Consider the following 14,183-nt stretch of genomic DNA (forward strand, 5'->3'; position numbering starts at 1 on the left):
ATCCGGCCTGCGAATGAATAAAAACAAATTTGCCTGTTAATCGGGCGGGCCAACTGTTGCCTGAAAAAGGGGTCATCATGGAAAAATTAACCTGTTTTAAAGCCTACGATATTCGCGGCAAGCTGGGCGAAGAGCTGAATGAAGACATTGCGTGGCGCATTGGCCGCGCATACGGCGAATATCTTAAGCCACAAACGATTGTCCTGGGCGGCGATGTGCGCCTGACCAGTGAGTCCCTGAAGCTGGCGCTGGCAAAAGGGCTGCAGGATGCGGGAGTGGACGTGCTGGATATCGGCTTGTCCGGTACCGAAGAGATTTACTTTGCCACCTTCCACCTCGGCGTGGACGGCGGTATCGAAGTGACGGCCAGCCATAACCCGATGGACTACAACGGTATGAAGCTGGTGCGCAAGGGCGCGCGTCCTATCAGCGGCGATACCGGTCTGCGTGACGTGCAGCGTCTCGCCGAAGCTAACGATTTCCCGCCGGTGAATGAAGCGAAACGCGGCAGCTATAAGCAGATCGACCTGCGTAAAGCGTACATCGACCACCTGCTGGGCTACATCAACGTTGCAAACCTGAAACCGCTGAAGCTGGTGATCAACTCCGGTAACGGCGCGGCCGGCCCGGTGGTGGATGCGCTCGAAGCCCGCTTTAAGGCCCTGAACGTGCCGGTAACCTTCGTTAAGGTCCATAACACCCCGGACGGCAACTTCCCGAACGGTATTCCTAACCCGCTGCTGCCGGAGTGCCGCGACGACACCCGTAACGCGGTCATCGAACACGGTGCCGATATGGGTATCGCCTTTGACGGCGATTTCGACCGCTGCTTCCTGTTCGACGAAAAAGGCCAGTTCATCGAAGGCTACTACATTGTCGGTCTGCTGGCGGAAGCGTTCCTCGAGAAGAACCCGGGCGCGAAGATCATTCACGATCCGCGTCTGTCCTGGAACACCGTGGATGTGGTGAACGCCGCGGGCGGCCAGCCGGTGATGTCCAAAACCGGTCATGCCTTCATCAAAGAGCGTATGCGCGAAGAAGACGCCATTTATGGCGGCGAGATGAGCGCCCACCACTATTTCCGTGATTTTGCCTACTGCGACAGCGGGATGATCCCGTGGCTGCTGGTGACCGAGCTGCTGTGTCTGAAAGGGCAGACCCTTGGCGAGCTGGTACGCGACCGCATGGCGGCCTTCCCGGCAAGTGGCGAAATCAACAGCAAACTGGCGCAGCCGGCCGAGGCCATTGCCCGCGTGGAGCAGCATTTTGCCCTCCATGCGCTGGAAATTGACCGTACCGACGGCATCAGCATGGCGTTCCCGCAGTGGCGTTTTAACCTGCGCTCTTCAAATACCGAGCCGGTGGTGCGCCTGAACGTGGAATCCCGCGCGGATACCGCGCTGATGGAAGCGCGAACGAAGGACATTCTGGCGCTGTTGAATCAGTAAATAGCTTTCCCCCTCACCCTGATGTGGGGTGAGGGGGCAGGTGTTGAACTAAAGGAACAACGATGACGAATCTAAAAAAACGCGAACGAGCGAGAACGAATGCATCGTTAATCTCCATGGTGCAGCGTTTTTCTGATATCACCATCATGGTCGGCGGATTATGGGTGGTGAGTTGGGTAAGCGGGCAATCCTTCTTCTACATGCATCTGCTCATGGCGCTGATTGCGCTGGTTGTGTTCCAGATGATCGGGGGGATGACCGACTTCTACCGTTCGTGGCGTGGTGTGAAAATGACCACCGAACTGATGCTGTTGCTGCAGAACTGGACATTAAGCCTGATCTTCAGCGCAGGGCTGGTGGCATTCAGCCATGATTTTGATAATCGCCTGGTGACGTATCTGTGCTGGTACCTGATTACCAGCGTCGGCATGGTGGTATGCCGCACCCTGATCCGTTTTGGCGCCGGCTGGCTGCGTAACCGCGGTTATAACCGTCGCTTTGTCGCCGTGGCGGGGGATTTGCCGGTAGGGAAGGTGCTTCTCGATAGCTTCCGCAAAGAGCCATGGTTAGGTTTTGAAGTGGTCGGGATTTATCACGACGCGAAGCCTGGCGGCGTGCCTTCAGACTGGGCCGGTAATTACGAACAGCTTATTGAGGACGCGAAAGCCGGCAAAATTCATAACGTCTACATCGCGATGCAGATGAAAGATGAATCCCGCATCAAGAAACTGATGCGTGAACTGGCCGATACCACCTGTTCGGTGATCCTGATCCCGGACGTCTTTACCTTTAACATCCTCCATTCCCGTATTGAAGAAGTGAACGGCGTGCCGGTCGTGCCGCTGTATGACACCCCGCTGTCGGGTATCAATCGCGTGCTCAAGCGCCTGGAAGATATCGTGCTCTCTTCACTGATCTTACTGCTGATCTCCCCGGTGCTGTGCTGCATTGCTCTGGCGGTGAAGCTGAGCTCCCCGGGCCCGGTTATCTTCCGTCAGACCCGCTACGGCATGGACGGTAAGCCCATCATGGTGTGGAAATTCCGCTCAATGAAGGTGATGGAGAACGACAAGGTCGTGACCCAGGCGACGCAGAACGATCCTCGTGTGACGCGGGTGGGGAACTTCCTGCGCCGTACCTCGCTGGATGAGCTGCCGCAGTTTATCAACGTCTTTACCGGTGGCATGTCGATTGTCGGACCCCGTCCCCATGCCGTGGCTCACAACGAACAGTACCGCTCGCTGATTGAAGGCTACATGTTGCGCCATAAAGTGAAGCCAGGCATTACCGGCTGGGCGCAGATCAACGGCTGGCGCGGCGAGACCGACACGCTGGAAAAAATGGAAAAACGCATCGAATTCGACCTGGAGTACATCCGTGAATGGAGCCTCTGGTTCGATATCAAGATCGTCTTTCTGACCATCTTTAAAGGTTTCGTGAACAAAGCGGCGTACTAAGATGAGCTTACGTGAAAAAACCATCAGCGGCGCCAAATGGTCAGCGATGGCGACCATTGTCATCATTGGCCTCGGCCTGGTGCAGATGACGGTGCTGGCGCGCATTATCGATAACCACCAGTTCGGTCTGCTGACCGTCTCGCTGGTGATTATCGCGCTGGCCGATACGCTGTCTGACTTCGGCATTGCTAACTCGATTATCCAGCGCAAAGAGATCAGCCATCTGGAACTGACCACGCTCTACTGGCTGAACGTTGGGCTGGGGGTGTTCGTTTTCGTGCTGGTGTTCCTGTTGAGCGATACCATCGCCAGCGTGCTGCACAACCCCGATCTGGCACCGCTGATGCGTACGCTCTCGTTTGCTTTTGTGGTGATCCCGCACGGGCAACAGTTCCGCGCGTTGATGCAGAAAGAGCTGGAATTCAACAAAATTGGGATGATCGAGACCAGCGCCGTTCTCGCAGGGTTTACCTTTACCGTGGTCAGCGCCCATTTCTGGCCGCTGGCCATGACCGCTATCCTCGGGTATCTGGTTAACTCTGCCGTGCGTACGCTGCTGTTCGGCTACTTTGGCCGCAAGATTTACCGTCCTGGGCTGCATTTCTCTCTCGCTTCGGTGTCATCCAACCTGCGTTTTGGCGCGTGGCTCACCGCCGACAGCATCATCAACTATGTCAACACCAACCTCTCCACGCTGGTGCTGGCACGCATCCTCGGCGCGAGCGTCGCGGGCGGGTACAACCTGGCGTACAACGTCGCGGTAGTACCACCGATGAAGCTCAACCCGATTATCACCCGCGTACTGTTCCCGGCGTTCGCCAAAATTCAGGACGACACCGAGAAGCTGCGCGTCAATTTTTACAAGCTGCTCTCTGTGGTGGGCATTATCAATTTCCCGGTTTTGCTGGGGCTGATGGTGGTCTCGAGCAACTTCGTGCCGCTGGTGTTTGGCGAGAAGTGGAACAGCATTATCCCGATCCTGCAGCTGCTGTGCGTGGTGGGGCTGCTGCGATCCGTTGGCAACCCGATTGGCTCACTGCTGATGGCTAAAGCGCGGGTTGATATCAGCTTCAAATTCAACGTGTTTAAAACGTTCCTGTTTATTCCGGCGATTATCGTCGGTGGACATATGGCCGGCGCCATTGGGGTCACGCTGGGTTTTCTGCTGGTGCAGATCATCAACACCGTTTTGAGCTACTTCGTGATGATCAAGCCGGTGCTGGGCTCCAGCTACCGGCAGTACATTCTGAGCCTGTGGCTGCCGTTTTATCTGTCACTGCCTACCCTTGTGGTGAGCTATGGACTGGGCATCGTGCTCACTGGCCATCTGCCGCTCGCGGCCATGCTGGCAATACAGGTCGCAGCAGGTGCACTGGCGTTTGGCGTGATGATTGTGCTGTCACGTAATGCGCTGGTGGTAGAGATGAAGCGCCAGTTTTGCCGTAACGAAAAAATGAAAACGCTGCTTCGCGCAGGCTAGTTATTTAAGAGGCCATTATGAAATTACTTATTCTTGGCAACCATACCTGCGGCAACCGTGGCGACAGCGCCATTCTGCGCGGTTTATTGGATGCGATTAACACCCTTAAGCCTGAGACTGAAGTGGACGTGATGAGTCGTTATCCGGTCAGCTCTTCCTGGTTATTGAACCGCCCGGTAATGGGCGACCCGCTCTACAGCCAGATGACGCAGCACAACAACGCTGCCGGCGTGATGGGACGCGTGAAGAAAGTTCTGCGCCGTCGCTATCAGCACCAGGTGTTGCTGTCCCGTGTAACTGATACCGGCAAGCTGCGTAACATCGCCATTGCTCAGGGCTTCACGGATTTCGTTCGACTGCTGTCGGGCTACGACGCCATTATTCAGGTCGGCGGATCGTTCTTCGTCGATCTTTACGGTGTGCCGCAGTTTGAGCACGCACTTTGCACATTCATGGCGAAAAAACCGCTGTTTATGATTGGTCACAGCGTCGGGCCGTTCCAGGATCCGCAGTTTAACCAGCTGGCAAACTATGTCTTCGGCCACTGCGATGCCCTGATCCTGCGTGAGTCGGTAAGCCTCGATATGATGAAACGCAGCGAGATTGACACCTCTAAAGTTGAACACGGGGTGGACACCGCCTGGCTGGTGGATCATCAGGACGACAGTTTCCAGGCGAGCTACGCAGTGCAGCACTGGCTGGACGTAGCGGCGAAACAAAAAACGGTCGCCATCACCCTGCGCGAACTCGCACCGTTTGATAAACGTTTAGGCACCACCCAGGCGGCGTATGAGAAAGCATTTGCTGACGTAGTGAACCGTGTGCTGGACAGCGGATACCAGGTGCTGGCGCTTTCAACCTGTACCGGCATCGACAGCTATAACAAAGATGACCGCATGGTGGCGCTGAACCTGCGCAACCTGGTAAACGATCCGTCCCGTTATCACGTGGTGATGGACGAACTGAACGACCTCGAGATGGGCAAATTGCTCTCAGCCTGTGACCTCACCGTGGGCACGCGTCTGCACTCGGCGATCATTTCGATGAACTTTGGCACGCCGGCCATTGCGATTAACTACGAGCACAAGTCAGCCGGCATTATGCAGCAGCTTGGCATGCCTGAAATGGCCGTTGATATTCGTCATCTGCTGGATGGTTCGCTTGGCGCGATGGTGGGCGATATCCTGGGGCAACTGCCTGCCATCAATGAACGCCTGGCCGTCGCGGTGAAAGCCGAGCGCGAGAAGGGAATTGGGATGGTGAAATCGGTGCTCGACCGCGTCCGGGAGGGGAAATGAAGGTTGGTTTCTTCTTACTGAAATTTCCGCTGTCGTCTGAAACCTTTGTGCTGAACCAAATCACCGCGTTTATCGATATGGGATACGACGTGGAGATCATTGCCCTGCAAAAGGGCGATACACAAAATACCCATGCGGCGTATACGCAGTATGGGCTGGAGGCGAAAACCCGCTGGCTGCAGGACGAGCCCTCAGGAAGAGTAAATAAGCTGCGCCACCGGGCCAGCCAGACCTTACGCGGGATCCATCGTGCATCGACCTGGCGCGCGCTGAATGTTTCCCGCTATGGCGCGGAATCTCGCAACCTGATCCTGTCCGCCATTTGTGGTCAAACGGCGCAGCCGTACCGCGCCGATGTGTTTATTGCTCACTTTGGCCCGGCGGGCGTGACCGCCGCCAAACTGCGTGAGCTGGGGGTGATTGACGGTAAGATTGCGACCATATTCCACGGTATCGACATCTCCAGCCGCGAGGTATTGAACCACTACACGCCGGAGTATCAGCAGCTTTTCCGCCGTGGCGACATGATGCTGCCCATCAGCGACCTGTGGGCCGGGCGTCTGAAAAACATGGGCTGTCCGCAGGAAAAAATCACCGTTTCGCGTATGGGCGTGGATTTAGAGCGCTTTACCCGCCGCCCGGTCAAGGTGCCGGGAAAACCGCTGCAGATTATCTCTGTGGCGCGTCTGACGGAGAAAAAAGGTCTGCACGTGGCCATCGAAGCCTGCCGCCAGCTGCGAGCGCGCGGCGTGGATTTCCGCTATCGCATTCTCGGTATTGGCCCGTGGGAGCGTCGTCTTCGCACGCTTATCGAACAGTATCAGCTGGAAGATTACGTGGAGATGCCTGGTTTTAAGCCAAGCCACGAGGTGAAGGCCATGCTGGATGAGGCGGACGTATTCCTGCTGCCTTCCGTGACCGGCGCCGATGGCGATATGGAGGGGATCCCGGTTGCGTTAATGGAGGCGATGGCCGTCGGTATTCCGGTGGTGTCGACTCTGCACAGCGGGATCCCGGAGTTAATCAAGTCTGATTACTCCGGCTGGCTGGTACCGGAGAATAATGCGATGGCCCTTGCGGATCGTTTAGCCGAATTTAGCAGCATCGACCAACAGGCGCTGGAGCCCGTTATCCACAACGCCCGACAAAAAGTTGAAGCAGATTTTAACCAGCAGGTGATTAATCGCCAGTTAGCGAGCCTGCTGCAAACGTTGTAACGCCGAGGTTGTATGCTGAAAAAGATTACCCGACGCACCTTTGTCTCTTCTTTATCCGTCCTGGCGGCTACGCCGCTGCTGTCGTCCCGCATTGCGCGGGCGGCAACCGGAAAGACGGTCTCTGTTAACCAGTACAATAACAACGACTGGATCGCCGCCTTTAAGCAGGCATTTAACGAAGGCGACACCGTTGTTGTCCCTGCCGGGCTCACCTGTAAAAACATCAATACGGGCATTTTCATTCCTGACGGTAAAACGCTGTTGATCCGCGGTGCGTTAAAGGGAAATGGTCGCGGACGCTTCGTGCTGCAGGAAGGCAGTAAAGTGATTGGTGAAGGTGACGGTCGCACGGAGAACATTACGCTGGACATTCGCGGTTCAGACTGTGTGATCAAAGGGCTGGCAATGAGCGGCTTTGGACCGGTGACGCAGATCTACATTGGCGGCAAAAAGCCGCGCGTCATGCGCAACCTGCTGATTGATAACATCAGCGTAAGCCAGGCGAACTACGCCATCCTGCGCCAGGGATTCCATAATCAGATAGATGGCGCGCGCATCACCAACAGTAAATTCAGCCATTTGCAGGGCGACGCGATTGAGTGGAACGTCGCCATTAATGACCGTAACATCCTGATCTCCGATCATGTGATTGACAACATTAACTGTACAAACGGCAAGATCAACTGGGGCATCGGCATTGGTCTCGCCGGCAGCACCTACGACAACGATTATCCGGAAAAGCAAACCGTGAAGAACTTCGTGGTGGCAAATATCACCGGCAGCAACTGTCGTCAGTTAGTCCACGTCGAAAACGGTAAGCACTTTATTATTCGCAATATTAAGGCCAAGAATATCACTCCTGACTTCAGCAAGAAGGCGGGAATAGACAACGCCACGGTAGCCATTTATGGCTGTGATAATTTCATAATTGATAATGTCGATATGGTCAATAGTGCCGGCATGCTGATCGGCTACGGTGTAATAAAGGGCGACTATCTCTCGATACCTCAGAACTTTAAGCTGAACGACATTCGCCTGGATAATCGCCAGCTTGCGTACAAACTGCGCGGAATACAAATTTCCTCCGGCAACGCCACCTCCTTTGTGGCCATCACCAACGTTGAGATGCAGCGGGCTACGCTTGAGTTGCACAACAAACCGCAGCACCTCTTCTTGCGTAATATCAACGTGATGCAGGAAGCTGCCGTCGGCCCGGCGCTGAAGATGAATTTCGACCTGCGTAAGGATGTCCGAGGCAAGTTTATGGCTAAAGATGAGACCTTACTGTCGCTGGCGAACATCAAGGCTGTGAATGAGAAAGGGCAGAGCTCCGTGGATATTGACCGCGTGGACCAACAGGTGGTGAATACGGAGCGGCTGAATTTTGCGCTCCCGCACAGATAATCGACAATTGTCTTTTTTTGCGACTATTCCTGGCACAGAAACGCGATCTATTCAGATTACAACTACTGTTTTTTGTGATGTGGTCCCCTAACATCATATAAGAATCACGGCAAATCATGCTGGCGAAAACAGGTTAAAGAGCTATAATTCGTCAACCATTTTAAGGTGGAAGAAATAATGATTAATTTGAAAGCAGTCATTCCGGTAGCAGGCCTGGGCATGCATATGTTGCCAGCCACAAAAGCCATTCCTAAAGAGATGCTGCCGATTGTCGACAAACCGATGATTCAATACATTGTCGATGAAATTGTTGCTGCAGGGATCAAAGAAATCGTCCTGGTTACGCACTCCTCCAAGAATGCGGTAGAAAACCACTTCGACACCTCTTACGAACTCGAAGCGTTGCTTGAGCAGCGCGTAAAACGCCAGCTGCTGGCTGAAGTGCAGTCTATCTGTCCTCCTGGCGTAACCATCATGAACGTGCGTCAGGCGCAGCCGCTGGGTCTGGGCCACTCCATTCTTTGCGCACGCCCGGTCGTGGGTGACAACCCGTTCATCGTTGTACTGCCGGATATCATTATCGACAGCGCATCTGCCGATCCGCTGCGTTACAACCTGGCGGCAATGGTGGCGCGCTTCAACGAAACGGGCCGTAGCCAGGTACTTGCTAAGCGCATGAAAGGCGATCTCTCCGAGTACTCTGTTATCCAGACTAAAGAAGCGCTGGAGACGGAAGGGCAGGTGAGCCGTATCGTTGAGTTTATCGAGAAACCGGATCAGCCGCAGACGCTGGATTCTGACCTGATGGCCGTTGGCCGTTATGTTCTCAACGCGGATATCTGGGCCGAGCTGGAAAAAACCGAGCCGGGTGCCTGGGACCGTATCCAGTTGACCGATGCGATTGCTGAACTGGCTAAGAAGCAGTCTGTTGATGCGATGCTGATGACCGGTGACAGCTACGACTGCGGTAAGAAACTGGGCTATATGCAGGCATTTGTGAAGTATGGCCTGCGTAACCTGAAGGAAGGTCAGAAGTTCAGAAGCCGGATTGAGAAGTTGCTGGCTAACGACTGATCCCTCTCTGTCTTTTGAATAAGCGGCAGTTATCATTTGGCTATGTAAAACATAACCAAAATGGTGACTGCCGTTTTTTGTTATTAATTATAATGATAACATGGGGTTATCTGATTCAAATGTGGACTGATTTGTAACGATTTGTGCTTGTTTCTAAGACCATTTAGGATGACAATTAACGCCAGTTTTTGTCTGTAATCAGACCCAAAATCCTTTATCTAACTTTCGCTCAGTGCACTGGTAGCTGTTAAGCCAGGGGCGGTAGCGTGCAAAATTTCTGAAAACGATATTTTTAATCGGTTTCCTGAGCATCAATATCTCGATATACCCAATAGATGGAAGAGCTAACGTGAAAATTCTTGTTACGGGCGGTGCCGGTTTTATCGGCTCAGCGGTGGTGCGGCATATTATTAAAAATACCCAGGATGCAGTCGTCAATGTGGATAAACTGACGTATGCAGGTAACCTGGAGTCACTGACCGACGTTAATGGTAGCGATCGTTATGTCTTTGAACATGCGGATATTTGCGATAAGGCGGCTATGGATCGTATTTTCGCCGAGCACAAACCGGATGCGGTGATGCACCTTGCGGCAGAGAGTCACGTTGACCGATCTATTACCGGCCCCGCTGCGTTTATTGAGACCAACATTGTGGGTACCTATGTCCTTCTGGAAGCCGCGCGAGCTTACTGGTTGACGCTGGATGACGCGGCTAAAGCGACGTTTCGTTTCCACCACATCTCTACGGATGAAGTGTATGGCGATTTGCCGCATCCTGATGAACATCCTGCGTCTACTGAGCTACCGCTGTTTACCGAAACCACAGCCTATGCACCAAGCAGCCCGTATTCCGCCTCTAAAGCGTCCAGCGATCACCTCGTACGCGCATGGCTGCGTACCTACGGTTTCCCAACAATCGTGACCAACTGCTCAAATAACTATGGCCCGTATCACTTCCCTGAAAAGCTGATCCCGCTGGTGATTTTGAATGCGCTGGACGGTAAAGCGCTGCCTATTTACGGTAAAGGCGACCAGATCCGTGACTGGCTGTATGTTGAAGATCATGCGCGTGCGCTGTACACCGTCGTAACCCAGGGTAAACCGGGTGAAACTTATAACATCGGTGGGCATAACGAAAAGCAGAATCTGGATGTGGTACACACCATTTGCGATCTGCTGGATGAAATCGTGCCGAAAGAAGGTTCCTATCGCGATCAAATTACTTACGTCGCTGACCGCCCCGGGCATGACCGCCGCTACGCGATTGATGCGCATAAAATTGGTGTTGAGCTGGGATGGAAGCCTGAAGAGACGTTCGAAAGCGGTATCCGTAAGACCGTGGAATGGTATCTGAGCAACCAGGACTGGGTTAACAACGTTAAAAGCGGTGCTTACAAGACCTGGATCGAACAGAATTACGGAGAACGTCAATAATGAACATTCTTCTGTTCGGCAAGACAGGGCAGGTGGGTTGGGAACTCCAGCGCGCACTCGCACCGTTAGGAAACGTGATTGCACTGGATGTGAAGTCGGAAGAGTACTGTGGTGATTTTAGTAACCCTGAAGGCATCGCTGAAACCGTCCGTGTAATTAAGCCTGACGTCATCGTCAATGCAGCGGCGCATACCGCAGTCGATAAAGCTGAATCAGAGCAGGAATTCGCACAGCTGCTCAACGCAACCAGCGTCGAGGCAATTGCGAAAGAAGCGGCTAAAATCGGTGCCTGGGTTGTACACTATTCTACTGATTACGTCTTTCCAGGCGATGGCGAAACGCCATGGCGCGAAACGGATGCGACCGCACCTCTTAATGTTTATGGACAGACCAAGCTCGACGGTGAAAAAGCGCTCCAGGCACATTGCGCTAAACACCTGATTTTCCGCACAAGTTGGGTTTACGCCGGCAAAGGCAATAACTTTGCAAAAACAATGCTTCGCCTGGCTAAAGCGCGTAAAGAACTCTCCGTAATCAATGATCAGGTTGGTGCGCCAACAGGCGCTGAGTTACTGGCTGACTGTACCGCGCATGCTATCCGTGTGGCCATGGTAAAACCTGAAGTGGCTGGCCTCTATCATCTCGTTGCATCAGACACGACCACCTGGTATGACTATGCCGCGTTAGTCTTCGATGAAGCCAGAAAGGCGGGAATTGAACTGGAAATTGAAAAGCTCAATGCCGTTCCTACCACCGCGTATCCTACGCCTGCGCGTCGTCCTCAGAATTCGCGTTTAAATACAGAGAAATTCCAGCGCAACTTTGGCCTGGTTTTACCGGCATGGGATGTTGGCGTTAAGCGAATGCTCACCGAGCTTTTTTCCGCTGAATCAATCTAACATTAAATAATTGCCCGGCTTCGGGCAATTTGCATTTATAGAGAAATTACAATGGCTACGCGTAAAGGTATTATTCTTGCTGGTGGATCTGGCACTCGTCTCTACCCAGTTACTATGGCTGTGAGCAAGCAATTGCTGCCAATTTATGACAAACCAATGATTTACTATCCGCTGTCAACGCTGATGCTGGCGGGGATCAAAGATATTCTCATCATCAGTACGCCGCAGGATACTCCGCGCTTTGAACAACTTCTGGGCGACGGCAGCCAGTGGGGATTAAACCTTCAGTATAAAGTTCAGCCAAGCCCTGATGGACTTGCACAGGCCTTTATTATTGGCGAAGAATTCATTGGTGACGATAGCTGCGCGCTGGTGCTGGGCGATAACATTTTCTATGGCCATGATCTGCCGAAGCAGCTTGAAGCTGCGTTGAATAAAGATGATGGTGCTACTGTATTTGCCTATCACGTTAACGACCCTGAACGCTATGGCGTTGTGGAGTTTGATAAAAACGGTACGGCAATCAGCCTGGAAGAAAAGCCGCTGGAGCCTAAGAGTAACTATGCCGTTACGGGCCTTTATTTCTACGATAACGACGTTGTAGAAATGGCTAAAAACCTGAAACCTTCTGCGCGCGGTGAGCTTGAAATTACGGATATCAACCGTATTTATCTTGAGCAGGGACGTCTGTCAGTTGCCATGATGGGACGTGGTTATGCCTGGCTGGATACCGGTACGCACCAGAGCCTGATTGAAGCAAGTAACTTCATAGCAACAATTGAAGAGCGTCAGGGGCTGAAGGTCTCCTGTCCGGAAGAGATTGCGTATCGCAAAGGGTTTATTGATGCGGAGCAGGTAAAGAAGCTGGCTGAGTCGTTGAAGAAAAATGCATATGGCCAATACCTGCTGAAGATGATTAAAGGTTACTAAGACATGAACGTAATTAAAACTGATATACCAGATGTATTAATTTTTGAACCAAAAGTATTTGGTGACGATCGTGGTTTTTTCTTTGAAAGTTTCAGTCAGAAAGTTTTTGAAGAGGCGGTAGGACGTAAAGTTGAGTTTGTGCAGGATAATCATTCAAAATCCTGCAAAGGAGTTCTGCGTGGTTTGCATTATCAACTGGAACCCTATGCACAGGGCAAACTGGTGCGCTGTGTTGCAGGGGAAGTATTTGATGTCGCGGTTGATATTCGCAAATCTTCGCCTACATTTGGGAAATGGGTTGGGGTGAATCTTTCAGCTGAGAATAAACGTCAGTTGTGGATCCCGGAAGGGTTTGCTCATGGGTTTCTGGTGTTGAGCGAGATGGCTGAGTTTGTTTATAAAACTACTAATTATTATAAGCCAAGTTCTGAAGGTAGCATCAATTTTCGTGATCCAGAATTAGCAATTTCCTGGCCAGAAATAGGAGTTGAATATTTATTGTCAGGGAAGGATTTGTGTGCCCCTTTATTATCTGATAGAGAAAAAGAATGAAAACACTAATGAGAAAAATAAAAGGTAAAATTGCTTCTTTAATAGGTCTTGAGATAAATATAATTTATGATTATCTCAAATTTAAAAAATATTATACTAAGGCATCACAGGCCTCACAAGACAAACAAAAACTGCAATCTTGGATACTACAAGATAAGCATAGAATAGAAAAAGCTTTTACTCTCCCAGAACCTAGGCCTGGTTTTGGAAAAGAGGTTATACCAAGATTAATTGATAATTTGGCCAGTTATAATAGTTCATTTAACACAGATTCAGTTTATTATATTGGTGTTGGGGCATTGAAGGCTTATATTAAATTTCATGAGGAAATTGGACACGAATTGCCTTCTTTCTTTTTAAAAAATATTGGTAAGATCCCTGCAGATGATTTTGATTGTGAGGAGTGTGAACTAGCAGGTTATAGCCAGGGTGTTGTTTATGACAAATCATCGAAACGGTCGTTGGCGGATTTTATTCGCGAACGAAAAAGTTGCCGTAATTTTGATATTAATAAGTCGCTTGAAATAAATAAAGAATTACTCGAAAAAGTAGTCGACTTATCAATAACTGCACCTTCTGTATGTAATCGTCAACACTGGAGAGTCCATTTTTTTAATGGTGACTTAAAAAATAATGTATTAAATTTCCAAAACGGCAATGCTGGGTTTCAAGAAAACATTCCTTATATAGCAGTGGTTACTAGTGATTTACGTGCGTTTTATTCTCATGATGAACGTAATCAACCATATACAGACGGTGGAATATTTTCGATGAATCTAATGTATTCTATGCAGCATTTTGGGCTGGCAACATGCCCGCTAAATTGGTGTAATTCAGCCCGTGTTGAGCAAAGATTTAAAAAACTGAATCTAATTCCCGAAAATGAATCCATCATACTGGTTATTGCTTTTGGTTATCCAAGTACTAATGCAATATATGCAAAATCACCTAGACTACCAGTAGATACCTTCTACCAGGTACATTAATAA

The 14,183-nt window shown here is 51.3% G+C and carries 12 protein-coding genes; all 12 read left to right on the plus strand.

Going from position 1 to position 14,183, the window contains the following annotated elements:
- Positions 1-77: 77 nt before the first annotated feature.
- The 12 genes from cpsG to BJP35_RS20530 all read left to right on the plus strand — a co-directional run bounded on the left by cpsG (position 78) and on the right by BJP35_RS20530 (position 14,180).
- Positions 78-1,448, plus strand: a complete 1,371-nt coding sequence (gene cpsG, locus BJP35_RS20475) for a colanic acid biosynthesis phosphomannomutase CpsG (protein ID WP_032680630.1) — start codon at positions 78-80, stop codon at positions 1,446-1,448.
- A gap of 62 nt (positions 1,449-1,510) precedes the next feature.
- A complete protein-coding gene (wcaJ, locus tag BJP35_RS20480; RefSeq protein ID WP_014170813.1) occupies positions 1,511-2,905 on the plus strand; it encodes an undecaprenyl-phosphate glucose phosphotransferase in 1,395 nt (464 codons plus the stop codon).
- 1 nt (position 2,906) lies between these two features.
- Entirely contained in the window at positions 2,907-4,385 is a 1,479-nt protein-coding gene (gene wzxC / locus BJP35_RS20485; RefSeq protein ID WP_025203689.1) for a colanic acid undecaprenyl disphosphate flippase WzxC, read from the plus strand.
- Between the two features lie 17 nt (positions 4,386-4,402).
- On the plus strand, positions 4,403-5,683 hold the full coding sequence (wcaK, locus tag BJP35_RS20490; RefSeq protein WP_047742857.1) for a colanic acid biosynthesis pyruvyl transferase WcaK: 1,281 nt from the start codon (positions 4,403-4,405) through the stop codon (positions 5,681-5,683).
- Positions 5,680-6,900, plus strand: coding sequence for a colanic acid biosynthesis glycosyltransferase WcaL (gene wcaL / locus BJP35_RS20495; RefSeq protein WP_047742855.1), 1,221 nt, complete (start codon positions 5,680-5,682; stop codon positions 6,898-6,900). Before wcaK ends, wcaL begins: the two co-directional genes overlap by 4 nt.
- 12 nt (positions 6,901-6,912) lie before the next feature.
- Positions 6,913-8,304 carry a colanic acid biosynthesis protein WcaM gene (wcaM, locus tag BJP35_RS20500; RefSeq protein WP_047742853.1) on the plus strand — a complete coding sequence of 464 codons (1,392 nt, stop codon included), beginning with the start codon at positions 6,913-6,915 and terminating at the stop codon, positions 8,302-8,304.
- Between the two features lie 177 nt (positions 8,305-8,481).
- Complete coding sequence (gene galF, locus BJP35_RS20505) at positions 8,482-9,378, plus strand: GalU regulator GalF (RefSeq protein ID WP_020883269.1); 897 nt, start codon at positions 8,482-8,484, stop codon at positions 9,376-9,378.
- A 349-nt stretch (positions 9,379-9,727) separates the two neighbouring features.
- On the plus strand, positions 9,728-10,813 hold the full coding sequence (gene rfbB / locus BJP35_RS20510; protein WP_047742851.1) for a dTDP-glucose 4,6-dehydratase: 1,086 nt from the start codon (positions 9,728-9,730) through the stop codon (positions 10,811-10,813).
- A complete protein-coding gene (gene rfbD, locus BJP35_RS20515) occupies positions 10,813-11,712 on the plus strand; it encodes a dTDP-4-dehydrorhamnose reductase (RefSeq protein WP_020883271.1) in 900 nt (299 codons plus the stop codon). Before rfbB ends, rfbD begins: the two co-directional genes overlap by 1 nt.
- A gap of 51 nt (positions 11,713-11,763) precedes the next feature.
- On the plus strand, positions 11,764-12,642 hold the full coding sequence (rfbA, locus tag BJP35_RS20520) for a glucose-1-phosphate thymidylyltransferase RfbA (RefSeq protein ID WP_086463517.1): 879 nt from the start codon (positions 11,764-11,766) through the stop codon (positions 12,640-12,642).
- A 3-nt stretch (positions 12,643-12,645) separates the two neighbouring features.
- Entirely contained in the window at positions 12,646-13,194 is a 549-nt protein-coding gene (gene rfbC / locus BJP35_RS20525) for a dTDP-4-dehydrorhamnose 3,5-epimerase (RefSeq protein ID WP_047742849.1), read from the plus strand.
- Positions 13,191-14,180 (plus strand): nitroreductase family protein, encoded by a 990-nt coding sequence (locus BJP35_RS20530; protein ID WP_052951141.1) that lies wholly within the window; start codon positions 13,191-13,193, stop codon positions 14,178-14,180. The genes rfbC and BJP35_RS20530 overlap by 4 nt, the downstream gene beginning before the upstream one ends.
- Positions 14,181-14,183 lie beyond the last annotated feature (3 nt).

The sequence above is a fragment of the Enterobacter sp. J49 genome (assembly GCF_002148625.1).
GTDB classification, from domain to species: domain Bacteria; phylum Pseudomonadota; class Gammaproteobacteria; order Enterobacterales; family Enterobacteriaceae; genus Enterobacter; species Enterobacter ludwigii.